We start from the raw sequence: 25929 nt of genomic DNA on the forward strand, positions 1-25929 counted from the left end.
GATGGCCGGAGAGCGCTTAGGCCAGTTCGGCTTTAGGCGCAGTCGCGTAGGCGTGTTTCAGCAGCTCGGTGAAGCGCTCGAAGGCGGCGACCGCACCGCGCTCGGCGGCGGCGTCTTCTTCAGGGCTCAGTTCCAGGCTGTCGAGGGTGCGGGTGAAGCTCTTCCAGCCTTCGGCGCGACCGCCTTCCGGCTCGCCCAGGTGACGAGCGCCGAAGCTGTCGGACAGTTCCAGGGCGGCGGCACGCTTGATCAGGAAGGCGGCGCCGAGCTTGGAACCTTCGGAGACGAACAGCCAGGCCAGGGCTTCACCCAGGCTCGGGTTGTGCAGGGCGCCAGGGAAGTCGGCCGGCACGTCGGTGTCGAGGTCGGCGAGGTCCAGGCGGGCGGCGTCGGCGCGGCAGCGGGCAGCGAGGTCAGGGAAAATGGCGATCAGTTTCGGGTCGGTGTACAGCGCTTTCAGCTCGTTCTGGAACAGGTACTGGGCGACCACGAAGCGGGCGAAGTTCTCGCGGGTTTCGAACGGAGCGTGGGATTTGACCAGGGCGTCCAGTTCGGAGTGCGGCGCGTGGGTCACCTGGTTCAGGCGTTGCGAGCGCAGGCTGGCGCGTTCGGTGTTGGCTGTCATTGGGAATTCCTTGCGAATGGGGCGGGCCTTGTAACTAGACGAGCAAGATGACGCGCGACAGTAAAAAAACCTCACCTGTGCGGGGTGAGGTTTTTTCGAGGGGCTGGCTGGATGGCGGTGTCGACGGTATGGGCCTCATCGCTGCGGTTCGGCGCCCCGACATGGCTGGTTCCCGCAAGGTCCGCTGCACATCCGTTCTCTGTGGGAGCCGGCCTTGCCGGCGATGAGGCCGGCAGGGCCGATGCAAGCCTTCAGATCAGATATCCCACACCACATTGATCGCGAAGTTGCGACCCGGCATGGTCAGGCGGTCCAGGTTGGCCGGGGCGGTGGCGCCGGCTTCACCGATGCCGTCGTAGCCGCGTACGTCATCCCACTGCCAGTATTTCTTGTCAGTCAGGTTGTACAGGCCGGCGTTGACGGTGACGTCGTCGGTGACCTTGTAGAAGCCGGTCAGGTCGAGCACGCCGTAGCCTGGGGTGCGGAATTGCTTGCTGACGCCGTCCGGTGCGTAGAAGGCGCTGTCATCGACGCGGTTCTTGCGCTTGACCAGGGTCCAGCTCAGCAGGCCACCGTATTGCTCATGCTCGTAACCCAGGCCCATGACGGCGGTGAGCGGGTTGACGCTGTTGATCGGCTCGCCGGTGTCTTCGTTCTTGCCCCAGGCGTAGGCCAGGGAGCCCTGGGTGTAGAGACCGGATGGCGCACCGAAGTGGTCGAGGTTCAGGCGGCCCTTGAACTCGGCACCCTTGATGGTGGCGTGCTTGATGTTGTTGGCTTCGAAGTCCAGGCCGATGTTGGTGCCCTTGACCGCGTCTTCGTTAATGAAGTCGCGGTACTTGTTGTAGAACACCGCCACGTCGAAGTTGCCGGCATCGAAGTTGCCGCGCAGGCCAGTCTCGTAGCTCTTGCTCTTCTCCGGTTCCAGGTTCGGGTTGCCCTGCACGCTGTAGCCCTGGCCCGGGTTCTCGAAGCGGCCGTAGAGCGCTTTGGCGGTCGGGGTGCGGAAGCCTTCGGCGTACTGGCCGTACCAGGTGTAGTTGTCGTTGAAGGCATAGGTCACGCCGAACTTGGGCGAGACGCGGTGCCATTTCTTCTCGTCGAGGTTGATCGGGTCGCTTGCACCACCGACGGCGCGCAGGAATTCATCCGTCGCATGAGGCTCCAGGCGGGTCTGGTCGTAACGCAGGCCCGGCAGGAAGGTCCATTGGTTCCAGCGGATCTCATCCTGGGCGAAGACGCTGTAGGTCTTGACGATCGGATCGGGGAAGTCGCTGACCTTGACCAGCGCCGAGGATGCCAGCGGACGACCGGTGACGCAGCCGAAGCCGGTGGTCAGGCAGGTGGCGGTGCCGCTGCGCGAACCGGTGACTTCGTTGCGCTTGAAGGTGGCGCCGTAGGTCAGCAGGTGCTCGGTGTCGCCGAGGCTGAAGGCCTTGTCGAACTGGGCATCGAGGATCCACTGACGGTCCTTGTAGGTGGTCTTGCGGGTGCGGTCGAGGGTGTAGACCATCGGCCGGTAGATCTCCGCAACGCGCTGGTCGGTCTTGCCGATCTGGTAGTTCAGGCTCCACTTCACGTGGTCGGCCAGCACGCTGTCGAGGCCGAATTCGTTGCTGATGCCGAAGCGCTCGCGGGTGACCACGTCGCTGCCGGTGCGGGCCAGGTAGAAGTCCATCGGTGCCGGGGTGAACGGGCCGCCCACCGAGCTTTTTTCGTTGAAGTCGCGGTCGGCCTTGTAGTGCTCGTAGGTCAGGGCCAGGCGCGCATCATCGGCGTAGTTCCAGCCCAGCTTGGCCAGTACGTTGGTGTTCTTCACGTCTTCGGGGTTGGCTTCGGTGCGGCTCAGGCCGGTGCCACCGGTCTCGCCGTAGGATTCGGTTTCGTGACCGTCGCGCTGGCTCAGGTGCAGCAGGCCGTCGAAGTCACCCTGGCGACCGGCGACGGTGGCGGATTTCAGCCAGCTGTCGTCTGCCGAGCTGTAGCCGGTCTTGAGGCGGGCGCCGACGTCCTGGCCGGGCTTGATGATGTCGTCCGGGTCGAGGGTGAAGTAGCTCACCGCGCCGCCGATGGCATTGCTGCCGTAGAGCACCGAGGCCGGGCCGCGGAGGATTTCCACGCGCTTGACGATTTCCGGATCGACGTAGTTGCGCTGGGTCTGCGCGTAGGGGCCGAAGAAATAGCTGTCGGGAATGGCCACGCCGTCGATCTGGGTCAGTACGCGCTCACCGTCGATGCCGCGGATGTTGTAGCCGTTCAGGCCGCTGCGCATGCCGGTGCCGCTGACCGAGACGCCCGGCTCGTAGCGCACCAGGTCCTTGATGTTCTTTACGTTCTGCCGGTCGAGTTGCTCGCGGGTCTGGACCGAGACGGTGCTTGGCACCTGGCTCACGTCCTGGGCGCTGCGGGTGGCGCTGACGGTCATCTGTTGCAGGGCGATGGCCTGGGACTGGCTGCGCTCGATCACCACGTTGTTGTTGCTCAGCTTGCGGTAGCTCAGGCCGGTGCCGTGCAGGAGCCCTTGCAATGCCTGCTCTGGCGGCAGCGAGCCGTTGACGCCGGGCGAGGCCACGCCTTCGGCCAGCTCAGCCGACAGCCCCACTTGCCAGCCAGTGATGGCGGTGAAGGCGTTCAGCGCCGATACCAGCGGTTGCCTGGCGATGTTGAAGCGGTAGTCGCCCATGCGCTGGGCCGAGGCCTTGGCGGGCTCGGCGGCCAGGGCCGGCAGGCTGCAGGCGCCGCTGGCGAGCATGGCCAGGGTCAACAGGGAGAGCGTGCCACGTTGCAGCACTGGCTTTCGGGAAGAAGGGGAAACTCGACGGATGGATCCGGTAGACATCGAAAGGCGCTCCCTGTCGCGCGTAGTTATAGGATGCGTCTGACTCAAAAATAAGAATCAGTTGCATTGGCTATAACGAGACGTGTGACGTTGCCGGATCGCGTAAAAAAAATGATTCTTTAGGGGATTTTGGGGAGGGTGGCGGTATCGGCTTTGCGTGATTATCCGGTATTTTCGAAGACGTTGAGGGTCCGTTCCGCCCTTACGGCGGCCTACTTTTTTCTTGGAAAAAGTAGGCAAAACCGCTGGCTCCCAACATCCGGCCCTACGCTTCGCTTCGGGTCCCCTCCCTCCGGCACCTTTCGGGGCCAGCGCGGCCTACGATTTGCTTCGCAAATCTACATCTCGCGTCTTCGGCTAACGCCGAAGGGTGCTTACGCACCCGGCCCCTACAGGCACCTCCACTCGGCCGGCTGAAGTCGCAATTGGCGGCGTCTGAACTGACGCGTATGAAGAGCAAAAGCTCAGGCTCTTTGGGGCGCCTATCAAAATCAGATCCAAATCTCGAAGATCCGTCCCTGAGAGCGCCGCCCGTAACCTGCGACTTCAGAAGGCCGAGTGGAGGTGTTCGGAAGGGGCGGGGGCGCAGCCCCCTTCGGCGTAGCCGAAGAGCGCGAGTCGTAGACTTGGCGAAGCAAGTCGTAGGCCGCGCGGCCCCTGGAGGACACCGGAGCGAGGGGACCCGGAGCGCAGCGTAGGGCCGTATGTGGGAGCCAGCGGTTTTGCCCCCCTTTGTCCAAGAACAAAGGGGGCCGCCGTAAAGGCGGAAGGGGCCGGCAGCGTCGCCAAACAGAACGGATAAGCTCACAAAACCGAAACCCACAAGCCCAAGCCCAAGCCCAAGCCCAAGCCCAAGAATTATCGCCCCCGAAACTGCCCGAAGAACCAGAAAACGCCGATCAGTTGAGAATGACCAGCGCAGGAAACTCCCGGACGTGTGCCGAGGTGATGTGGGCCAGCGAGCGCACGGCTTCCAGCGGCTGGTCGAGGCGGTAGTTGCCAGTCACCGCGACCTGGTCGAGCTTGTCGTTGGTGCTGATGATCATGCCCGGGTAGTAGCGGCGCAGTTCGGCCAGCACCTGGCTCAGCGGGCAGTTCTCGAAGATCAGCCGGCCCTGGACCCAGGCCAGGTCTTTCTGCAGGTCGGTGCGCTCGCGCTGGCCGAAGCCGTTGGGGCCGACGCGGATGCTGTCGCCGCTGCTGAGGCGAATGCGCTGGTCAGTGCTGGCCTGCAGGTCGATGTCGCCGCGCTGGACGCGGACCTGGGCCTCGCCATCGAGGTAGCGCACGGCGAAATCGCTGTCGCGCACACTGGCGCGCAGTGGGCCGGCCTGCAGTTCAAGGGGCTGGGTGTGGCCGGCGGGAACTTCGAAGTACGCCTCGCCCTGGTACAGGCGGGCGACGCGCTGGCGGGCATCGATGTCGCTGGAGAACGCAGAGTTGGTGTTGAGCAGCACCCGCGAGCCGTCGTTCAGTTGCAGGCGCTGGCGTTCGCCGACCACGGTCAGGTGATCGGCCTGCAGACGTACCGGGAGGTTGCCGACGGTGAACACGCCCACCAGCAGCACCGCCGCCGTGGCCAGAGGTTTCCAGTGCGGGCGCAGGCGGGCAAGACGTGAGGGCTTGCGGGTTTCCTGCAAATCGCCGGCAGCCTGGCGCACCGTGTCGCCGTTCCACAGGGCCTCGGCATCGACATAGGCCTGGGCGTTGGCCGGATCGGCTTGCAGCCAGTCTTCGAAAGCGCGGGTGTCGTCGGCGTCGGCGCATTGCAGGCGGATCAGCCAGTCCAGGGCCTCGTCCATGGCTCTGTCGCGGGCAGCCGGATGCGGCGGCGAAGGGCTATGAGGGGTGGGCTCTGTCACGAAGGATCCTTGCGGCGAGGCGGGCGGTGATGGGCGTCATGATCGGGGCTAACGACGGATCAGGCAAGCCGCCATCACTTGCCGTTGAGTCGATCGGCCACGCCCATGCAGATCGCCATGATCAGTTTCAGTTCCTTCTGCACCGTGCTGGCGGACACATCCAGTTGCTCGGCAATTTCCAGGTAACTGGCGCCATGCAGCCGGCTGAGGATGAAAATGCGCTGCTGGCGCGGGGTCAGTTGCGACAGCGATACGCTCAGGCGCTTGAGCAGTTTTTCCGCGTGGGCAGCGTCTTCGGCGCTGCCGGCGGGGGCGGCGACGTTGTGCAGGACCTGCTCGGGCACATCGTCGACGACGGTGCGCGATTGCACCCGGCGTGCGCGCAGGTGGTCCAGCGCCAGGTTGCGGGCGGTCTGGAAAACGAAGGGTTCGAGGTGTTCGATCGGCCGCTCGCCCAGGGCGCGGGTGACCCGCAGGTAGGTTTCCTGGAGCAGGTCCTCGGCGGTGCTGGGGTTATCCACCATGCGTTGCAGAGTGCGCAGCAGGGTGACCCGCTGGGCGAGGAAGACGGCGTTGAAGTGGGACTGGCTCACGGCGATACCCGAGCGGAATTTGTGAATGATAATGCTTATCATCAATGCCGTTGGTCAAGTCCGATGTACGACGAGAGAGTCGGACGCTGTCCGAAACGCCCTCGTCCGAATCCCTCAAAGCCGCGTCTAGCGGGCGTTCCACAGTACCAGGCAGTTATCCAGCATGCGGTTGGAAAAACCCCATTCGTTGTCATACCACGCCATCACTTTTAGCAGCTTGCCGCTGGCCTTGGTGTGGTTGGCATCGAAGATCGACGACAGTGGGTTGTGGTTGAAGTCGCAGGACACCAGCGGCAGATCGTTATAGCCCAGAACCTTCGAATGGCGGCTGGCTTCCTTGAACAGTGCGTTGACCTCCTCGGCGGTGGTCTCGCGGGCAAGGGTGACGGTCAGGTCCACCAGCGACACGTTGATCACCGGCACCCGCACCGCCATACCGGTGAGCTTGCCCGCCAGCTCCGGCAGGACCAGGCCGACGGCTTCGGCGGCGCCGGTCTTGCTGGGGATCATCGACTGGGTCGCGGCGCGGGCGCGGTACGGGTCGCTGTGGTAGCCGTCGGTCAGGCTCTGGTCGTTGGTGTAGGCGTGGATGGTGGTCATCAGGCCCTGTTCGATGCCCAGTTCGCGGTGCAGCACCTGGGCCACCGGTGCCAGGCAGTTGGTGGTGCAGGAGGCGTTGGAAATGATCTGATGCGAGGCTCGCAGGATGTCGTGGTTGACGCCATGGACTACAGTGGCATCCGCGCCCTTGGCCGGTGCCGAGATGATCACCTTGCTGGCGCCGGCGGCGAGGTGCGCGGCGGCCTTGGCGCGGTCGGTGAACAGGCCCGTGCATTCGAACACCACATCGACCGCCTCGGCTTTCCAGGGCAGTTCTGCCGGGTTGCGGATGGCACTGACGGCGATGCGGTCGCCGTTGACCGTGAGGCTTTCCTGATCGGACTCGACCGTGGCAGCAAAGGCGCCGTGGACGCTGTCGTACTTGAGCAGGTGAGCGTTGATCGCGCTGTCACCCAGGTCGTTGATGGCGACGACTTGCAGGTGCTGGCGGTAGCCTTGGGTATAGAGTGCGCGAAGCAGGTTGCGGCCGATTCGGCCAAAACCATTGATTGCGATCCGGATGGTCATGGGACACCTCATGCGCCGTTCTGATTTTTGTTGTTTAAATGACAAGATTATTCGTTAATAAACAGAAAAAAAGCTGCGCTGTCGGCAATATTTTGTTCTAAATACTACCTATGATCGGTGGATACCTTGATTGCCCCCCTTTTAGTCAGACTAGGCGCAATCGTTTGGAAGGGAAACCGCCGCAACCACCGTTAGCCTGGAGTCCAGTTCATGCATCCGCGCATCCTTGAGGTCACCGAACGGTTGATCGCCCGTAGCCGTCCCACCCGTGAACGCTACCTGCAACTGATTCGGGGCGCGGCCAGCGACGAGCCGATGCGTGCCCGCCTGCAATGCGCCAACTTCGCCCATGGCGTGGCCGGGTGCGGCAGCGACGACAAGCAGACCCTGCGCCTGACCAATGCCGCCAACGTTGCCATCGTCTCCGCCTACAACGATCTGTTGTCCGCCCACCAGCCGTACGAGCACTACCCCGAGCAGATCAAACGCGCCCTGCGTGAAGTCGGCTCGGTGGGCCAGTTCGCCGGCGGCGTGCCGGCCATGTGCGACGGCGTCACCCAGGGCGAGCCGGGCATGGAACTGGGCATCGCCAGCCGCGAGGTGATCGCCATGTCCACAGCCATCGCGTTGTCCCACAACCTGTTCGATGCCGCGCTGATGCTGGGCATCTGCGACAAGATCGTCCCCGGCCTGCTGATGGGTGCGCTGCGCTTCGGTCATCTGCCGATCCTGTTCGTGCCCGGCGGGCCGATGCCGTCGGGCATTTCCAACAAGGAAAAGGCCGAGGTGCGCCAGCGCTACGCCGAGGGCAAGGCCACCCGCGAGCAGTTGCTGGAATCGGAGATGAAGTCCTATCACAGCCCCGGCACCTGCACCTTCTACGGGACTGCCAACACCAACCAGTTGCTGATGGAAGTGATGGGCCTGCACTTGCCGGGCGCTTCCTTCGTCAACCCCTACACGCCGCTGCGCGATGCCCTGACCGACGAAGCCTCGCGCCAGGTCACCCGCCTGACCAAGGCCAGTGGTGCGTTCATGCCGCTGGGCGAGATCATCGACGAGAAAGTGCTGGTCAACTCGGTGGTGGCGCTGCACGCCACCGGCGGCTCCACCAACCACACCCTGCACATTCCGGCTATCGCCCAGGCGGCCGGCATCCAGCTTACCTGGCAGGACATGGCCGAGCTGTCCGAGGTGGTGCCGACCCTGTGCCACGTCTACCCGAACGGCAAGGCCGACATCAACCACTTCCAGGCGGCCGGTGGCATGGCCTTCCTGATCCGCGAACTGCTCGATGCCGGACTGCTTCACGAGGACGTCAACACCATCGTCGGCCACGGCCTGCGGCGCTACACCCAGGAGCCGTTCCTCGATGGCGAGCGGCTGGTGTGGCGCGACGGCCCGGCGCAGAGCCTCGACGAATCCATCCTGCGCCCGGTGGCGCGGCCGTTCTCGCCGGAAGGCGGGCTGCGGGTGATGGAAGGCAACCTCGGGCGCGGGGTGATGAAGGTTTCCGCCGTCGCCCCCGAGCACCAGGTGGTGGAAGCCCCGGCGCGGGTGTTCCACGACCAGCAGGAATTGGCCGATGCCTTCAAGGCCGGCGAGCTGGAGCGGGATTTCGTCGCCGTGGTGCGTTTCCAGGGCCCGCGCTGCAACGGCATGCCCGAGCTGCACAAGATGACGCCGTTCCTCGGTGTGCTGCAGGACCGCGGCTTCAAGGTGGCGCTGGTCACCGACGGGCGGATGTCCGGCGCCTCGGGCAAGATCCCGGCTGCGATTCACGTCTGTCCGGAAGCCTTCGATGGCGGCCCGCTGGCGCGGGTACGTGACGGCGATATCGTGCGTGTCGACGGGGTCAGCGGCACGCTGCTGGTGCGGGTTGCGGAGCAAGAGCTGGCAGCACGGGAAATCCCGGCGGCACCGCTGGGCAACGACCTCGGCGTTGGCCGCGAGCTGTTTGGTTTCATGCGTCTGGCCCTGAGCCCGGCGGAGAAAGGCGCCAGCGCCTTCACCTCGGCACTGGAGGGCCTGAAATGAGGGTTGCCCTGGTCGGTGACATCGGCGGCACCAATGCCCGTTTCGCCCTCTGGCGTGACGACGGTCTGCACGCGGTGCAGGTGCTGCCGACGGCGGACTACACCAGCCCCGAACAGGCTATCGAGGCCTATCTGGCGGCCCAGGGTATTGCCCGCGGCGAGCTTGAGGCCGTGTGCCTGGCGGTAGCCGGGCCGGTGTCCGGCGACGAATTCCGCTTTACCAACAACCACTGGCGGATCAGCCGCAAGGTGTTCTGCGCCGCCTTGCAGATCGAGCACCTGCTGTTGATCAACGACTTCTCCGCCCAGGCCCTGGGCATGACTCGTCTGCGTGATGACGAACGCGTCAGCGCCTGCGAGGGCCAAGCCGACCTGACCCGTCCGGCGCTGGTGATCGGCCCTGGCACCGGGCTGGGCGTCGCCAGCCTGCTGCGTCTGGAAGAAGGTCGCTGGCTGGCGATGCCGGGCGAGGGCGGCCATGTCGATCTGCCGGTGGGCAGCGCCCGCGAAGCGGCGATCCGCGAGTTCATCGCCGGGCAGATCGGTCACGTCAGCGCCGAGACCGTGCTCAGTGGCGGCGGCCTGTTGCGGTTATACCAGGCCATCTGTCACCTCGACGGTCAGGCGCCGAGCCATACCACGCCGGCCGCCATCACCGAGGCCGCGCTGGCCGGCGAGCCGGTGGCGCTGGCGGTGATCGAGCAGTTCTGTCGCTTCCTTGGCCGGGTTGCCGGCAACAACGTGCTGACCTTGGGCGGGCGTGGCGGCGTGTATATCGTCGGTGGGGTGATTCCACGTTTCGCCCGGCTGTTCCTGCGCAGCGGCTTCGCCGACAGCTTTGCCGACAAGGGCTGCATGAGCGGTTACTTCAAGGGCGTGCCGGTGTGGTTGGTGACCGCCGAGTTTTCCGGTCTCCTGGGCGCCGGTGTGGCGTTGCAGCAGGCGCTGGGCTAGCGTTGCAGGCCTCGACAGACAAGGATTCGCGCTGTGAGCAAGTCGATTCTGCTGGTGGACGATGACCAGGACATCCGTGAGCTGCTGCACACCTACCTGAGCCGCAACGGCTTTCAGGTGCATGCCGTGGCCGATGGCCAGGGTTTTCGCCAGGCGCTGGACGCCAGTGGCTGCGACCTGGTGATCCTCGACGTGATGCTGCCCGACGAAGACGGCTTCAGCCTGTGTCGCTGGGTGCGCCAGCACCCGCGCCAGTCGCGGGTGCCGATCATCATGCTCACCGCCAGTTCCGACGAGACCGACCGGGTGATCGGCCTGGAGCTGGGGGCTGACGACTACCTGGGCAAGCCGTTCAGCCCGCGGGAACTGCTGGCGCGGATCAAGGCGTTGCTGCGCCGGGCCGGCTTCCAGGCACCGGGCGCAGAGGTATTGGTGTTCGATGACTGGCGTCTCGACACGGTGAGCCATCGGCTGTTTCACCGCGATGGCGAGGAAGTGATCCTGTCCGGCGCCGACTTCGCCCTGCTCAAGCTGTTCCTCGATCATCCGCAACAGATCCTCGACCGCGACACCATCGGCAACGCCACCCGTGGCCGCGAGCCGATGCCGCTGGACCGCATCATCGACATGGCAGTCAGCCGCCTGCGCCAGCGTCTGCGCGACACCGACAAGCCGCCGAGGCTGATTCGCACCGTGCGCGGCAGCGGCTACCTGCTGGCGGCCAGCGTTGCGCCTTCGCACTGAGCGCCGCTGGCGCCTGCCGCTGCCGCGTTCGCTGCTGGGGCGCATGCTGCTGCTGACCTTGCTGGTGGTGCTGCTGGCCCAGGGCTTGTCGAGTTTCATCTGGCTCTCGCAACTGCGTGCCAGCCAGCGCGAGGGCCTGGTCGCCAGCGCCCGCAGCCTGGCCCATTCGATGAGCGCCAGTGTCAGTTACTTCCGCTCGCTGCCGTTGGCGTATCGTCCGCTGGTGCTCGACCAGTTGCGCAGCATGGGCGGTACCCGTTTCTTTGTGTCCCTCAACGACCGCCCGCTGGAAATGCGCGCGCTGCCGGGCACGCCACGCAAGCAGGCGGTGATCGCCGCCGTGGGTGAGGTGCTGCACCAGCGCCTGGGCGAGCAGATGAACCTTTCGGTGGAGTTCGTCAGTCCGCAGGACCTGCGGATCTTCAACAGCGGCCTGAAACTGGATGAGCTGCCACGGTCCTGGGCGCATTATGCGCTGACCCTGGAGCCGGTGGATCCGCCGGTGCTGGTGACGCAGATCCGCCTGGCCGAGGGCGAGTGGCTGTATATCGCCTCGCTGTTGCCCGAGCCCTACACCAGCCTCGAAGACGAAGGGCTGCCGCGTCAGCAACTGTGGTTCATCGGCCTCACCAGTTTCTTCCTGCTGCTGTTCATCGGCCTGCTGGTGCACTGGCAAAGCCGGCCGCTCAAGCGCCTGGCCCTGGCAGCGCGGGAGATGTCGCTGGGGGCGGATGTCGAGCCGGTGGTGGAGGGCGGTGGCAGCGAAGTGGTGGAAGTGGCCCGTGCCTTCAACGCCATGCGCGAGCGCATCAGCCGCTACCTCACCGAGCGCAGCCAGTTGTTCAGCGCCATCTCCCACGACCTGCGCACGCCCATCACGCGCTTGCGCCTGCGGGTCGAACTGCTGGACGACGAGCCGCTGCAGGCGAAGTTCGGGCGTGACCTCGACGAACTGGAGATGCTGGTCAAGGGCGCGCTGCAGTGCGTGAAGGACACCGATATCCACGAGAACATCGAGCCCATCGACCTGAATCAGGTGCTGGAGTGTCTGGTGGAGCCGTACCTCGCCAGTGGCCGGGTGACGGTGCAGGGGCGGGCACAGGCACCGTATCCCGGCAAGCCGCTGGCGCTGCGGCGGTGTATCGGCAATCTGATCGACAATGCACTGAAGTACGGCGAGCGGGCTCACCTGCGCATCATCGATGGTGCCGAGCATTTCGTGTTGCAGGTGGACGATGAAGGACCCGGCGTGCCGGCGCAGCGGCTGGAGCAGGTGTTCGAGCCGCATTTTCGTCTGGCCGGGCAGCAGCAGGGTTATGGGTTGGGATTGGGGATTGCGCGCAACATTGCCCATAGCCATGGCGGTGAGGTGAGTCTGCGCAATCTGCGCGAGGGCGGGTTGCGGGTGACCTTGAGTCTGCCCAGGTCTCTCGACTGAAATTCCCAAGACTCGTCAGTCATTATTTCGCATATTAAATAATAGCCTTGCACCTAACTCCCAGGGCCCCGCCATGAACAAATCCACCCATGCGATCACCTGCTCCGACGGCCTTATCCTTCGCGCCACGCTGTTTGGCGAGGCCAATACCGCCAAGGCATTGGTGCTGCTCAACCCCGCCACCGGCGTCACCGAGCGCATGTACGCCGCCTTCGCCAGCTACCTTGCCGGCCAGGGTTTTCTCGTCCTCACCTACAACTACCGGGGCGTGCAGGTCGGTACGCCGGCCAAGGCAGTGGACGCGGGTTTCAGCACCTGGGCCGACCTCGATGTCGAAGCGGTGACGCACTGGGCGGCCAAACAATTCCCCGACCTGCCACTGCTCGCCGTCGGCCACAGCTTCGGCGGCCATGCCCTCGGCCTGTGCGAGAGCAGCTGCCTGCTCAGCGGCGCGGTGACCATCGCCTCCCAGGCCGGCTGCCTGCGCTTTATCCGCCCGGCCTCCGAGCGCCTGCGGGTGACGGCATTGCTCAAGCTGATCGGCCCGTTCTGCGCCAAGGTGCTTGGCTATGTGCCGGGCCGCAAGCTGGGCATCGGCGAAGACTTGCCAGCCAAAGTGATGCTCGAATGGTGCCGCTGGACCTCGCTGCCCCGTTACTTCTTCGATGACCCCTCGATGAACGCCGTCGAGCGTTTTCGCAGGCCGCAGATGCCGGTGCTGGCCATTGGTTTCGCAGACGATCCATGGGCGCCGGCCGAGGCCATCGACCTGATGAGCGGGCACTTCACCGGCTGCGCCGTGGAGCGCCGCGAGTACGGCCCGGCGGACAGCGATGGCCAGGCCATCGGCCATCTCGGCTTCTTCCGCGACCGCCATGCCAGCACGTTGTGGCCGCGGGTGAGCCAGTGGCTGGCGCAGCGGGTCGAGGAGCGCGCCTGATGGAGCATGATCGTCGCTACATGTACCTGCTCAGCACCGCGCAGAAGCGTCTGCGCCGGCGTCTCGAGCAGCAGGCGGAAAGCCGCGCCGGCATCAGTGTGGTGCAGGCCGGGGCGCTGTTCGCCCTGCTGCGGCAGGACGGCATGCTGAGCACCGAACTGGCCAGCCAGCTGGACATTGCGCCCTCGGCCATGACCGGGCTGGCCGACCGCATGCTGCGCGGCGGCCTGGTGGCGCGCCGGGTGGACGAGCAGGACAAGCGCATCAACAGGCTCTGGCTCACCGCCCAGGGACGCGAAGTGGCGCTCACCGCCCAGGGCGAGCTGGGCCCGTTGAACCAGAGCCTGACCCAAGGCTTCAGCGAAGCGGAAATGGCGGTGGTGTCGCGTTGGCTCAAGGCGGTGGCGGAGCGTTTCGAGTGAATGTCACGGCCTGGTGACATTCCCGCGTCGGTTCGTTACGTCACACTCATCGTGGTCTGATTAGACTTCGAGTCAAACGCCGGCCTCGATGCCGGCCATAACAACAAGAACAGGTCTTCTCCGATGAATGCGATCACCCGCCTCGCCGCCGTCGTTTCCCTCGCCGCGCTGTTTCCCCTCCACGCCCTGGCCGATGATCCCGGCACTGTCGAAGTGTTGCACTGGTGGACCTCCGGCGGCGAAGCCAAGGCCGTCGAAACCCTCAAGGCCCAGGTGCAGAAAGACGGCTTTATCTGGAAGGACAACGCCGTGGCCGGTGGCGGTGGCGCTGCGGCCATGACCGTGCTCAAGACCCGCGCCGTCGCCGGCAACCCGCCCGCTGCCGCGCAGATCAAGGGGCCGGACATCCAGGAGTGGGGTTCCCTCGGCCTGCTCACCGAGCTGGACGACGTTGCCGCGGCGAACCACTGGGACAGCCTGCTGCCAGCCAAGGTCGCCGAGATCATGAAGTACGACGGGCACTATGTGGCCGTGCCGGTGAACATCCACCGGGTCAACTGGCTGTGGATCAACCCACAGGTGTTCGACAAGGCGGGGGCCAAGGTGCCAACCACCCTCGACGAACTCTTCACCGCTGCCGACAAGCTCAAGGCCGCCGGTTTCATCCCGCTGGCCCACGGCGGCCAGCCCTGGCAGGACGGCACGGTGTTCGAGGATGTCGCCTTGAGCCTTCTCGGTCCCAAGGGCTACCACGCCGCCTTCGTCGACCTGGACGAGCAGACCCTGACCGGGGCGAAGATGGTCGAGGTATTCACCACTCTCCAGCGTCTGGGCACCTACATGGACCCCAACCGTGCCGGGCGAGACTGGAACATTGCCGCCGCCGAGGTGATCAACGGCAAGGCCGGCATGCAGATCATGGGCGACTGGGCCAAGAGCGAATGGACCGCCGCCGGCAAGGTGGCGGGCAAGGACTACCAGTGCGTGCCGTTCCCCGGCACCCAGGGCAGCTTCGCCTACAACATCGATTCGCTGGCGATGTTCAAGCTGAAGAACCCCAACGACATCAAGGCCCAGAACGACCTGGCCAAGGTGGCGCTGGAGCCGCAGTTCCAGACCGTGTTCAACCAGAACAAAGGCTCGCTGCCGGTGCGCCAGGACATGGACATGAGCCCGTTCGACGCCTGCACACAGAAGTCGGCCGAAGACTTCAAGGACGCCGCCAAGGGCGACGGCCTGCAGCCGAGCATGGCCCACAACATGGCCACCAGCCTGGCGGTACAGGGCGCGATCTTCGATGTGGTCACCAACTTCCTCAATGATCCGGGTGCTGATCCCGAGAGGGCGGTGAAGCAGCTTGGTGCGGCGATAAAAGCTGCCAGGTAGCCCCTGATCGCTGGCCGGGCGGCGCTCCGCTTGCCAGCGATGAGGCCCTCCTTTCACCGGAGATCCCCAATCATGAACACCACTATCGCCCAGTTGCGAGCCTCACCCCTGGACGCCCTCCAGCGCTGGCTGCCCAAACTGGTTTTGGCTCCGAGCATGCTGATCGTGCTGGTGGGCTTCTACGGTTACATCCTCTGGACTTTCGTCCTGTCGTTCACCACGTCCAGCTTCATGCCCAGCTACAAATGGGCTGGCCTGGCCCAGTACGCACGGCTGATGGACAACGACCGCTGGTGGGTGGCCAGCAAGAACCTGCTGGTGTTCGGCGGCCTGTTCATCGCCATCAGCCTGGCGGTCGGAGTGCTGCTGGCCGTGTTGCTCGACCAGCGCATTCGCCGCGAAGGCTTTATCCGCACCGTCTACCTCTACCCCATGGCACTGTCGATGATCGTCACCGGCACCGCCTGGAAATGGCTGCTCAACCCAGGCCTGGGCCTGGACAAGCTGCTGCGCGACTGGGGCTGGGAAGGCTTTCGCCTGGACTGGCTGGTCGACCCTGACCGGGTCGTCTACTGCCTGGTGATCGCCGCCGTATGGCAGGCGTCGGGCTTCGTCATGGCGCTGTTTCTCGCCGGGCTGCGCGGGGTCGATTCGTCGATCGTGCGCGCCGCCCAGGTCGATGGCGCGAGTCTGCCCACCATCTACCTGCGCATCGTCCTGCCGAGCCTGCGCCCGGTGTTCTTCAGCGCGCTGATGATCCTCGCCCATATCGCCATCAAGAGCTTCGACCTGGTGGCGGCCATGACCGCCGGCGGCCCCGGCTATGCCTCCGACCTGCCGGCGATGTTCATGTATTCCTTTACCTTCAGCCGCGGACAGATGGGCATGGGCTCGGCCAGCGCGATCCTGATGCTCGGCGCGATCCTGTCGATCCTGGTGCCGTACCTGTATTCGGAACTGCGAGGCAAACGCCATGACTAGCTCGCTGCGCCTCAGCCGCCTGGCGATCTACGCCACCCTCATCCTCGCCTGCGCGGTGTACCTGGTTCCGCTGCTGGTGATGCTGCTGACCAGCTTCAAGACGCCCGACGATATCCGCACCGGCAACCTGCTGAGCTGGCCCGAGGTGGTCACCGGGATCGGCTGGATCAAGGCCTGGGACGCGGTAGGCGGCTACTTCTGGAACTCGGTGAAGATCACCGTGCCGGCAGTGCTGATCTCGACCCTGATCGGCGCGCTCAACGGCTATGTGCTGTCGATGTGGCGCTTCCGTGGTTCGCAACTGTTCTTCGGCCTGCTGCTGTTCGGCTGTTTCCTGCCGTTCCAGACCGTGCTGCTGCCGGCCTCGTTCACCCTCGGCAAGCTGGGCCTGGCCAGCACCACCACCGGGCTGGTGCTGGTGCACATCGTCTATGGGCTGGCCTTCACCACGCTGTTCTTTCGCAACTACTACTGCAGCGTGCCGCACGCCCTGGTACAGGCGGCGCGGCTGGACGGCGCGGGGTTCTTCACCATCTTCGGGCGGATCCTGCTGCCGATGTCGGTGCCGATCATCATGGTCTGTCTGATCTGGCAGTTCACCCAGATCTGGAACGACTTTCTCTTCGGCGTGGTGTTCGCCAGCGGCGACGCCCAGCCCATCACCGTGGCCCTGAACAACCTGGTCAACACCAGCACCGGGGTCAAGGAATACAACGTCGACATGGCGGCGGCGATGATCGCCGGATTACCGACCCTGCTGGTCTATGTGCTGGCGGGCAAATACTTCCTGCGCGGGCTCACCGCCGGCGCGGTCAAGGGGTGAAACATGGCAACGCTTGAACTGCGCAACGTCAACAAGAGCTACGGTGGCCACCTGCCGGACACCTTGAAGGACATCGAGCTGAAGATCGATTCGGGCGAATTCCTGATCCTCGTGGGGCCTTCGGGATGTGGCAAATCCACCCTGATGAACTGCATTGCCGGCCTCGAGCAGATCAGCGGCGGCGCGATCCTGGTGGATGACGCCGACATCAGCGCCATGAGCCCCAAGGACCGGGACATCGCCATGGTGTTCCAGTCCTATGCGCTGTACCCGACCATGAACGTGCGCGACAACATCGCCTTCGGCCTGAAGATCCGCAAGCTGCCCGCGGCGGCGATCGACGAGGAAGTGGCGCGGGTGTCGCGGCTGTTGCAGATCGAGCACCTGCTGTCGCGCAAGCCGGGCCAGTTGTCCGGTGGCCAGCAGCAGCGTGTGGCCATGGGCCGGGCGCTGGCGCGGCGGCCGAAGATCTACCTGTTCGACGAGCCGCTGTCCAACCTCGACGCCAAGCTGCGGGTGGAGATGCGCACCGAGATCAAGCTGATGCATCAGCGCCTCAAGACCACCACCGTCTATGTCACCCACGATCAGATCGAGGCCATGACCCTCGGCGACAAAGTGGCGGTGATGAAAGAGGGTGTGATCCAGCAGTTCGGCACGCCGCAACAGATCTACAACGATCCGGCCAACCTGTTCGTCGCCAGCTTCATCGGTTCGCCGCCGATGAATTTCATTCCGCTGCGCCTGCAGCGTCGTGAAGGCCGTCTGCTGGCGCTGCTCGACAGCGGCCAGGCGCGCTGCGAGCTGCCGCTGGGCGTGAGCGAGGCGGGGCTGGAGGACCGCGACGTGATACTCGGCATTCGTCCGGAGCAGATCAGCCTCGCCCCGGTCACCGCCAACGGCTTGCCCACGGTGCGGGCCGACGTGCAGATCACCGAGCCCACCGGGCCGGACCTGCTGGTGTTCGTCACCCTCAACCAGACCAAGGTCTGCTGCCGCCTCTCGCCGGATGTGCCGGCGCAGGTCGGCGACAGCCTCAACCTGCAGTTCGATCCGGCCCGCGTGCTGTTGTTCGACGCCGCCACGGGCGAGCGCCTCGGCGCGGCCGGCAGTCTGCAGGCCAGCAAGGGCAATGTGGCGCAGTTCAAGGGCCGCTGAGTTGCCATCGCCGTGCATGAATCACCATCGATAACAAGAAACGAGGAAATAACGGATGGAGTACTTCAAGCGCAGTCTGTCACTGAGTCCGCTGGCGTTGCTGCTGGCCCTGTCCGGCGCTGGCGCCCAGGCTGCGGGGGCCTTCGACCCGTCGTCGAAATGGATGAGCGGTGATTGGGGCGGCAGCCGCACCGCCTTGCTGGAACAGGGCTACGACTTCAGCCTCGACTACGTCGGCGAGGTCGCCGGCAACCTGCACGGCGGCTACAACGACGACCGGACCGCCCGTTACAGCGACCAGTTCGCGCTAGGCATGAAGCTGGACCTGCGGAAGATCCTCGGCTGGCACGACGCCGAGTTCAAACTGGCGATCACCGAGCGCAGCGGCCGCAACCTGTCCAACGACCGCATCAGCGATCCCCGCGCCGGGCAGTTCAGCTCGGTGCAGGAAGTCTGGGGCCGTGGCCAGACCTGGCGGCTGACACAGATGTGGATCAAGCAGAAGTACTTCGATGGTGCGCTGGACGTGAAATTTGGCCGGTTCGGCGAAGGCGAGGATTTCAACAGCTTCCCCTGCGACTTCCAGAACCTGGCCTTCTGCGGCTCGCAGGTGGGCAACTGGGTGGGGGGCATCTGGTACAACTGGCCGGTCAGCCAGTGGGCGCTGCGGGTCAAGTACAACATCACCCCGGAACTCTTTGCCCAGGTTGGCGTGTTCGAACAGAACCCTTCCAACCTGGAAACCGGCAACGGCTTCAAGCTCAGCGGCAGCGGCACCAAGGGCATGATCCTGCCGGTGGAACTGGTGTGGTCGCCGCAGGTGGGCGGTCTGCCGGGCGAGTACCGCCTGGGTTACTACTACAGCACTGCCAAGGCCGATGACCTCGACGAGCCTGGACGTACCCGGTCGAGCAAGCATGGCGCCTGGATCGTCGCGCAGCAGCAGGTTACTGCGCACAACGGCGATGCCAGTCGGGGGCTGAGCCTGTTCGCCAATGCCACGGTGCACGACAAGGCCACCAACGTGGTGGACAACTACCAGCAGGTGGGGATGGTCTACAAAGGTCTCTTTGATGGCCGGCCCAAGGACGATATCGGCTTTGGCGTGGCGCGGATCCACGTCAATGACGATGTGAAGAAACGGGCGGAACTGCTCAACGCGGCGAGCGGCATCGACGACTACGACAACCCCGGCTTCGTACCGCTGCAACGTACCGAATACAACGCCGAGCTGTACTACGGCTTCCACGTCACCAACTGGCTGACCGTGCGGCCGAACCTGCAGTACATCAAGAGCCCTGGGGCGGTGGACGAAGTGGATAACGCGCTGGTGGCGGGGGTGAAGGTGCAGTCGTCGTTCTGACGGATTGTGCAGATCTACCATTGCGTGGGAGCGGCTTCAGCCGCGATCGGCGGCGCAGCCGTCGTAGAACCTGAATTCACGATGCTTCCGGAGCCGCGGGTCTACAGGTTTGATGGCCGCTGTGCGGCCAATCGCGGCTGAAGCCGCTCCCACTTGTGGTGTATGTCAGGCTGCAAGAGGTGCCTGGCTCAGCCCAGCTCATCATCCAGCGGATACCGGCTGGCGTTCAGGCTTTCCTTGATCTTGCGCAGGTGCGGCTGGAAATCCGCGCCCCGGCGCAGGGTCACGCCAGTCGCCAGTACATCCAGCACGGTGAGCTGGATGATCCGTGAGGTCATTGGCATGTAGATGTCGGTGTCTTCCGGCAGCGGGATGTTCAGGCTCAGGCTGCTGGCCAGGGCCAGCGGCGAATTGGCGGCGGTCAGGGCCAGGACCGAGGCACCGTTGTCGCGGGCCAGGCGCGCCACTTCCACCAGTTCACGGGTACGCCCGGTGTAGGAAATGATCACGAACACCTCGCCGGTATGCGCCACAGAGGCCAGCATGCGTTGCATCAGCACGTCGGCGTGAGCGGTGACGGCGAGGTTGAAACGGAAGAACTTGTGCTGCGCATCCAGGGCCACCGGCGCCGACGCGCCCAGACCGAAGAAATGGATCTGGCGGGCCTGGATCAGCATGTCCACGGCACGGCTGACCACGGTCGGATCGAGTTGCTTGCAGGCGCTGTCCAGCGAGGCGATGGCGCTGCCGAAGATCTTCTGGGTGTAGGCTGACGGATCGTCGTCCGGCTCCACCGCGCGGCTGACGTAGGCGGCACCGCTGGCCAGGCTCTGGGCCAGCTGCAGTTTCAGCTCCGGGTAGCCGCTGACGCCGAACGAGCGGCAGAAGCGGTTGACGGTGGGCTCGCTGACCTTGGCCGCCTGGGCCAGTGCGGCAATGCTGAAACGAGTCGCTTGCTGGGGGTTCTGCAGGATGACTTCGGCGACTTTACGCTCGGCCTTGTTCAGTTCGTCGAGACGGCCCTGGATCTGCTCCAGGAGGTTTCGCACGCGGTCCATGAGGGGTTCCTTGGGTCAGGGAGGCAGCCGCTCGGCAGAGGTACGGCTGTGTCACGAAGGCTTATCGTACTGGTGGCATGGTTACTGCACCACTTGATTGTGTCTGACGGGGCAAATGTTGTTGTTTTTACTACATTGATTCTTGATTCCTGCGGATTAAACCGGTATTTCTACATCTACTTGGTAAAAGAACCGACATTATGTCTTCGATCATCGTTGAGCCCTGCACCTTTGCCCTGTTCGGCGCCCTCGGCGACCTGGCATTGCGCAAGCTGTTTCCGGCGCTCTACCAACTGGACCGGGCCGACCTGCTGCATCCGCGCACGGGGCTGCTGGCGCTGGCCCGCGAGCCGGGCAGCGTCGAGCAGCACCTGGCGGCGATCGAAGCGCACCTGAACGAATTCGTTCCCCCGGCCGATCTCGAGCCCGACGCCCTCCGACGTTTCCTTGGTCGGTTGAGTTACCTGCACATGGACTTCCTTGACGCGGCGGCGTATCCGGTTCTGGCTGAACAGGTCGATCCGGAGGCTCCGCTGATCGCCTATTTCGCCACGCCGGCGGCGGTCTACGGCGGCATCTGCGAGAACCTCTCCCGCGCCGGGCTGGGCGAGCGCACCCGGGTGGTGCTGGAAAAACCCATTGGTCACGACCTGGAGTCGTCACGGCGGGTCAACGATGCGGTGGCGCAGTTCTTCCCCGAGAATCGGGTCTACCGCATCGACCATTACCTGGGCAAGGAAACGGTGCAGAACCTCATTGCGCTGCGCTTTGCCAACAGCCTGTTCGAGACCCAGTGGAACCAGAATTCCATTTCCCACGTGGAAATCACCGTCGCCGAAAAAGTCGGCATCGAAGGCCGCTGGGGCTACTTCGACAAGGCCGGGCAACTGCGCGACATGATCCAGAACCACCTGCTGCAACTGCTCTGCCTGATCGCCATGGACCCGCCCAGCGACCTGTCGGCCGACAGTATCCGCGACGAGAAGGTCAAGGTGCTCAAGGCACTGGCACCGATCGGCGGGCAGGGGTTGGGCACCAGCGTGGTGCGTGGCCAGTACATTGCCGGCCATAGCGCCGGCAAGGCCGTGCCGGGCTACCTGGAAGAAGACAACGCCAACACCCACAGCGACACCGAGACCTTCGTTGCCATTCGTGCAGACATCCGCAACTGGCGCTGGGCCGGAGTGCCGTTCTACCTGCGCACCGGCAAGCGCATGCCGCAGAAACTGTCGCAGATCGTGATCCATTTCAAGGAACCGCAGCACTACATCTTCGCGGCGGAACAGCGTTTGCAGATCGGTAACAAGCTGATCATCCGCCTGCAGCCGGACGAGGGCATTTCGCTGCGGGTGATGACCAAGGAGCAGGGCCTGGACAAGGGCATGCAACTGCGCAGCGGCCCGCTGCAACTGAATTTCTCCGACACCAGGGGCAACGCACGGATTCCCGATGCCTACGAGCGCCTGTTGCTGGAAGTGATGCGCGGCAATCAGAACCTGTTTGTTCGCAAGGATGAAATCGAATATGCGTGGAAATGGTGCGACCAGTTGATCGCCGGCTGGAAACAGTCCGGCGAGGCGCCCGAGCCTTATGCCGCGGGCACCTGGGGCCCGATGGCGGCGGTCGCGCTGATTACCCGGGATGGGAGGTCGTGGTATGGCGATATCTGACGTGCGGTGGCCGGTGTCGGCCACTGTCCATGAATTGAAGACGGCAAGCGAACTGGCCAGGCAACTCGCCAGCGATGTCGCCGAGCGCTTGCGTGCGGCGATCACCGCGCAGGGCAGGGCGACCCTGGTGGTTTCCGGTGGACGCAGTCCGGTGGCGTTTTTCGAAGCGCTGAGGGGTGATGTGCTGGACTGGTCGAAGGTGGTCGTCAGCCTTGCCGACGAGCGCTGGGTGCCGGTGGAGCACGCCGACAGCAATGCCGGCCTGTTGCGCCGTCACCTGCTGCAGGGGCCGGTGGCCAAGGCGCGTTTCCTCGGTCTCTACCAGTCCGCCGCCAACCTCGATGCCGCCGCGCTGGCGGCCGACGAGGCCATGGCCGAGTTGCCGCCGATCGACGTGCTGGTGCTGGGCATGGGCGATGACGGCCACACCGCCTCGCTGTTCCCCGGCAGCCCGAATCTTGTCGAGGGCCTGAGCCTCGAAAGCGAGCGCCGGGTATTGCCGATGCTGGCGCCGAGCGTGCCGCACCAGCGCCTGAGCCTCACCCGGCGACTATTGGCCACGGCGGCATTCACCGCGTTGTCCGTGCAAGGCGCGGGCAAACTCGCTACCCTGCGCGCCGCGCTGGCTGACGACGACCTGGCGCAGATGCCGATTCGCGCCTTTCTTCACGACCCTTTGGACATCTACTGGTGCCCATGAGCCAAGGACCACTGTCATGACCACGCTCGAACGCCAAACGCCATTGCTGACGATGGCCGAGAAAATCGCCCGGATCGACGCGATCTGCGGCCAGGCGCGCATCCTGCCGGTGATCACCATCGCCCGTGAGGCCGACATTCTGCCCCTGGCCGATGCCCTGGCCGCAGGTGGTATCCGCACTTTGGAAGTGACTCTGCGCTCGGAGCACGGCCTCAAGGCCATCAAGCTGTTGCGCGAGCAGCGTCCGGAGCTGTGCATCGGTGCCGGCACCGTCCTTGACCGCGCCCAGTTCGCGGCGGTCGAAGCTGCCGGTGCGCAGTTCGTGGTCACGCCGGGCGTCACCGACGAGATCCTCAAGGCCGGTGTCGACAGCGACATCCCGCTCTTGCCGGGTATCAGCACGCCGTCGGAGATCATGATGGGCTACGCCCTCGGCTACCGGCGCTTCAAGCTGTTCCCGGCAGAGATCAGCGGTGGTATCGCGGCGATCAAAGCCTACGCCGGCCCCTTCTCCGACGTGCGCTTCTGCCCCACGGGCGGGGTCAAGCCGGACAACCTGAAGAGCTACATGAACATGCCCAATGTCATGTGCGTGGGCGGTACCTGGATGCTCGACAGTGGCTGGATCAGGAACGGCGACTGGGCCGCCGTGGAGAAATGCAGCGCCGAGGCGATGGCGCTGCTGGACGAATAACCATTACGTTGTGTGCTTTACGGCTGTTCGGGGCGCTTGGTCGGCGCCCCTTTTTTTGTTTCACGATGACTCCAGCCCGGTAGTTCGCTGGACTGCGACGTAGCCCGATACAGCAGGTTTATCAATAGCTTACGCGCTTCCATCATATGCCGGTGCTTTCTGAAACTTGACCCGGTTCTCCCTCGCGCCGCTCCTATCTGGCTCCTGGAATCCGGGTCGTTCCAAGGAGTCATCATGGCAAAGATCAAGCTCACCAAGACCGCCGTAGAGTCGGCGCAACCCCAGGCGAAGGACATCGAACTACGGGATACCGTCGTGCCCGGCTTCCTTTGCAAGATTACCTCGACGGGACGCCGGGTGTTCATGCTCCAGTACCGCACGAACTCTGGCCAGCCCCGCAAGCCCTCGCTGGGACTCTACGGGGAGCTAACCGTCGAACAGGCGCGGGTCAAAGCGCAGGACTGGCTGGCCGAGGTTCGCCGGGGTGGTGATCCCGGCGGTGCCAAGGCCGAGGCGCGCAAGGCGCCCACGATGGCCGAGTTGTGCAAAAAGTTCATGGAGGACTACTCCAAGAAGCGCAACAAGGTCAGCACGCAGGACGGCTACCAGGGCGTCATCGACCGCAACATCATCCCGCTGCTGGGCCGCAAGAAGGTGCATGACGTGAAGCGGCCCGACATTGCGGGGCTCATGGAAAAGCTGGCCTACAAGCCGACCGAGGCCAACAAGACCTTCGGCGTGCTGCGCAAGATGTTCAACTTGGCCGAAGTCTGGGGCTTCCGCCCGGACGGCACGAATCCGTGCCGCCACGTCCCGATGTACCCGCCGGGCAAGGAAACCCGGCTCATCGTGGACGAGGAAATGGTGCGGATCTTCCGCCAGTTGGAGAAACTGGAGGCGGAGGGGCTGGAGAACTACGTCATCCCGTTGGCGATCCGGCTGCAATTCGAGTTTGCGGCGCGGCGCTCCGAAATCTGCCCGCTCGAATGGAGCTGGCTGGACTTCGAGAACCGGCGCGTGGTGTGGCCCGACAGCAAGGTTGGCGGCATTTCCAAGCCCATGAGCGAGGAAGCCTATCGGCTGCTTTCGACGGCGCCGCGTCTGGAAGGCTGCCCTTACGTCCTGCCGTCGCCGAACGACCCGGCCAAGCACCTGACCTTTGGCGAGCACTATGGCGGCTGGTGCCGGACGCTCAAGGCCGCCAGCGTGCCGCACGTAGGCACGCACGGCATCCGTCATCGCTCGACCACCGACATTGCCAATTCCGGTGTGCCGACCAAAGTGGGAATGAAGCTGACGGGCCACAAGACCGTGGCGATGTTCATGCACTACGTCCACACCGAGGACAAGCCGGTGCGCGAGGCGGCCGAGCTGGTGGCCAGCCGCCGCCAAGCCATCACGGGCGCGCGGCAGCTTGCGGAGGCGGTGGCATGAACGGGCGCCGGCCATCAGCAGCATCGCTCGCAGCGCCCGCGGCGCTGCTGGGCGACATTCGGGCACTGATCGAGGCGGCGCGCTTGCGCGCCGCCTCGACGGTGAATAGCGAGCTTACGATGCTCTACTGGCGCATCGGCCAACGCATCCACACGCAGGTCTTGGACAGGCGCCGGGGCGCCTACGGCAAGGAAGTTCTGCCCACCTTGGCTGCGCAGTTGGTGGAGGAGTACGGCAGCAGCTTTGCAGAGCAGAACTTGCGCCGCATGGTGCAGTTCGCCGCCACCTTCCCCGACGAGCGAATTCTCGTATCACTGATACGAGAATTGAGCTGGACGCACTTCATCGCCCTGATGCCGCTGAAAGACCCGCTCCAGCGGGACTACTACGCACAGATGGCCAGCACCCAACGCTGGAGCGTGCGGACGCTGCGCGAGCGTATCGACTCGATGCTGTACGAGCGCACGGCGCTTTCCCAAAAGCCGGAAGAAACCATAGCGCAGGAGTTGGCGACCCTGCGCGATGCGCAGCGCATGTCGCCGGCCCTGGTCATGCGCGACCCGTACATCCTCGACTTCCTGGGCCTGCGGGACACTTGGCAGGAAGGCGACTTGGAAGCGGCGATCATCCGTGAAATGGAGTCCTTCCTGCTGGAGCTGGGCGCGGGCTTCTCATTCGTCGCCCGGCAGAAGCGCATTCCGATCGACGACGAGGATTTCCACCTTGACCTTCTGTTCTACAACCGCAAGCTGCGGCGGCTGGTTGCGGTGGAGTTGAAGGTAGGTGACTTCAAGGCGGCCTACAAAGGGCAGATGGAGCTTTACCTTCGGTGGCTAGACAAGCACGAACGGGAGCCGGAGGAAGCCTCGCCGCTCGGGATCATCCTTTGCACCGGCAAGAAGCGCGAGCAGATCGAATTGCTGGAGCTGGACAAGTCCGGCATCCACGTTGCCGAGTATCTGACCGCCTTGCCGCCGAGGGGCGTGCTGGTGGAGCGGCTGCAACAGGCAACGCAACGGGCGCAGTTGCAAATCGAGCAGCGCAAGACGGACAACGAGTAGTCCTGTCCCAAGCAGTCGGG

Annotated in this window: 22 protein-coding genes; 16 read left to right on the forward strand and 6 right to left on the reverse strand. The window is 64.6% G+C overall.

From position 1 onward, the window contains the following. Positions 1-16 precede the first annotated feature (16 nt). From AC05QJ_RS06855 to gap, 5 genes are all read right to left on the reverse strand, one after another. Complete coding sequence (locus AC05QJ_RS06855; protein WP_476746199.1) at positions 17-625, reverse strand: biliverdin-producing heme oxygenase; 609 nt, start codon at positions 623-625, stop codon at positions 17-19. A gap of 256 nt (positions 626-881) precedes the next feature. Continuing rightward, complete coding sequence (locus AC05QJ_RS06860) at positions 882-3464, reverse strand: TonB-dependent receptor (protein WP_476746200.1); 2583 nt, start codon at positions 3462-3464, stop codon at positions 882-884. An 899-nt stretch (positions 3465-4363) separates the two neighbouring features. Then, positions 4364-5266 (reverse strand): FecR family protein, encoded by a 903-nt coding sequence (locus AC05QJ_RS06865; RefSeq protein WP_476746201.1) that lies wholly within the window; start codon positions 5264-5266, stop codon positions 4364-4366. Between the two features lie 134 nt (positions 5267-5400). Beyond that, positions 5401-5919, reverse strand: coding sequence for an RNA polymerase sigma factor (locus AC05QJ_RS06870; protein WP_476746202.1), 519 nt, complete (start codon positions 5917-5919; stop codon positions 5401-5403). A gap of 126 nt (positions 5920-6045) precedes the next feature. Then, positions 6046-7047, reverse strand: a complete 1002-nt coding sequence (gap, locus tag AC05QJ_RS06875) for a type I glyceraldehyde-3-phosphate dehydrogenase (protein WP_476746203.1) — start codon at positions 7045-7047, stop codon at positions 6046-6048. A 210-nt stretch (positions 7048-7257) separates the two neighbouring features. Here gap and edd point away from each other — a divergent pair, with 210 nt between their 5' ends. The 11 genes from edd to AC05QJ_RS06930 all read left to right on the forward strand — a co-directional run bounded on the left by edd (position 7258) and on the right by AC05QJ_RS06930 (position 19292). Further along, positions 7258-9084, forward strand: coding sequence for a phosphogluconate dehydratase (gene edd / locus AC05QJ_RS06880; RefSeq protein ID WP_476746204.1), 1827 nt, complete (start codon positions 7258-7260; stop codon positions 9082-9084). Further along, positions 9081-10037 (forward strand): glucokinase, encoded by a 957-nt coding sequence (locus tag AC05QJ_RS06885; protein ID WP_476746205.1) that lies wholly within the window; start codon positions 9081-9083, stop codon positions 10035-10037. The genes edd and AC05QJ_RS06885 overlap by 4 nt, the downstream gene beginning before the upstream one ends. Before the next feature lie 24 nt (positions 10038-10061). Beyond that, positions 10062-10781, forward strand: a complete 720-nt coding sequence (locus AC05QJ_RS06890) for a response regulator (RefSeq protein WP_476747883.1) — start codon at positions 10062-10064, stop codon at positions 10779-10781. Between the two features lie 19 nt (positions 10782-10800). Continuing rightward, a complete protein-coding gene (locus AC05QJ_RS06895) occupies positions 10801-12219 on the forward strand; it encodes an ATP-binding protein (RefSeq protein ID WP_476747884.1) in 1419 nt (472 codons plus the stop codon). A 73-nt stretch (positions 12220-12292) separates the two neighbouring features. Then, positions 12293-13159, forward strand: coding sequence for an alpha/beta hydrolase family protein (locus AC05QJ_RS06900; protein WP_476746206.1), 867 nt, complete (start codon positions 12293-12295; stop codon positions 13157-13159). Beyond that, positions 13159-13581: a MarR family winged helix-turn-helix transcriptional regulator gene (locus AC05QJ_RS06905; protein WP_476746207.1), complete on the forward strand. Its 423-nt coding sequence runs from the start codon at positions 13159-13161 to the stop codon at positions 13579-13581. Before AC05QJ_RS06900 ends, AC05QJ_RS06905 begins: the two co-directional genes overlap by 1 nt. Before the next feature lie 123 nt (positions 13582-13704). After that, the gene (locus tag AC05QJ_RS06910) at positions 13705-14967 is read left to right on the forward strand and encodes an ABC transporter substrate-binding protein (RefSeq protein ID WP_476746208.1); all 1263 of its coding nucleotides are present in this window, start codon (positions 13705-13707) and stop codon (positions 14965-14967) included. Positions 14968-15039: 72 nt separating this feature from the next. After that, the gene (locus tag AC05QJ_RS06915; protein WP_476746209.1) at positions 15040-15948 is read left to right on the forward strand and encodes a carbohydrate ABC transporter permease; all 909 of its coding nucleotides are present in this window, start codon (positions 15040-15042) and stop codon (positions 15946-15948) included. After that, positions 15941-16771 (forward strand): carbohydrate ABC transporter permease, encoded by an 831-nt coding sequence (locus AC05QJ_RS06920; RefSeq protein WP_476746210.1) that lies wholly within the window; start codon positions 15941-15943, stop codon positions 16769-16771. Before AC05QJ_RS06915 ends, AC05QJ_RS06920 begins: the two co-directional genes overlap by 8 nt. A 3-nt stretch (positions 16772-16774) precedes the next feature. Beyond that, positions 16775-17929: an ABC transporter ATP-binding protein gene (locus AC05QJ_RS06925; protein ID WP_476746211.1), complete on the forward strand. Its 1155-nt coding sequence runs from the start codon at positions 16775-16777 to the stop codon at positions 17927-17929. Between the two features lie 55 nt (positions 17930-17984). After that, positions 17985-19292 carry a carbohydrate porin gene (locus AC05QJ_RS06930; protein ID WP_476746212.1) on the forward strand — a complete coding sequence of 436 codons (1308 nt, stop codon included), beginning with the start codon at positions 17985-17987 and terminating at the stop codon, positions 19290-19292. Between the two features lie 188 nt (positions 19293-19480). On the opposite strand, the gene AC05QJ_RS06935 is transcribed toward AC05QJ_RS06930, so the two are convergent. Then, positions 19481-20341 (reverse strand): MurR/RpiR family transcriptional regulator, encoded by an 861-nt coding sequence (locus AC05QJ_RS06935; RefSeq protein ID WP_476747885.1) that lies wholly within the window; start codon positions 20339-20341, stop codon positions 19481-19483. 209 nt (positions 20342-20550) lie between these two features. On the opposite strand from AC05QJ_RS06935, the gene zwf reads away from it, so the two are divergent. The 5 genes from zwf (at position 20551) to AC05QJ_RS06960 (ending at position 25909) form a co-directional block, all read left to right on the forward strand. Next, positions 20551-22020 (forward strand): glucose-6-phosphate dehydrogenase, encoded by a 1470-nt coding sequence (gene zwf, locus AC05QJ_RS06940; RefSeq protein ID WP_476746213.1) that lies wholly within the window; start codon positions 20551-20553, stop codon positions 22018-22020. Beyond that, positions 22007-22720, forward strand: coding sequence for a 6-phosphogluconolactonase (gene pgl / locus AC05QJ_RS06945; RefSeq protein ID WP_476746214.1), 714 nt, complete (start codon positions 22007-22009; stop codon positions 22718-22720). Before zwf ends, pgl begins: the two co-directional genes overlap by 14 nt. 16 nt (positions 22721-22736) lie before the next feature. After that, on the forward strand, positions 22737-23414 hold the full coding sequence (locus AC05QJ_RS06950; RefSeq protein ID WP_476746215.1) for a bifunctional 4-hydroxy-2-oxoglutarate aldolase/2-dehydro-3-deoxy-phosphogluconate aldolase: 678 nt from the start codon (positions 22737-22739) through the stop codon (positions 23412-23414). Between the two features lie 234 nt (positions 23415-23648). After that, positions 23649-24848: a tyrosine-type recombinase/integrase gene (locus AC05QJ_RS06955; protein WP_001062689.1), complete on the forward strand. Its 1200-nt coding sequence runs from the start codon at positions 23649-23651 to the stop codon at positions 24846-24848. Further along, positions 24845-25909, forward strand: a complete 1065-nt coding sequence (locus tag AC05QJ_RS06960) for a PDDEXK nuclease domain-containing protein (protein WP_003092331.1) — start codon at positions 24845-24847, stop codon at positions 25907-25909. Before AC05QJ_RS06955 ends, AC05QJ_RS06960 begins: the two co-directional genes overlap by 4 nt. The last annotated feature ends 20 nt before the right edge of the window (positions 25910-25929 follow it).

Source organism: Pseudomonas sp. TUM25319 (assembly GCF_056388475.1).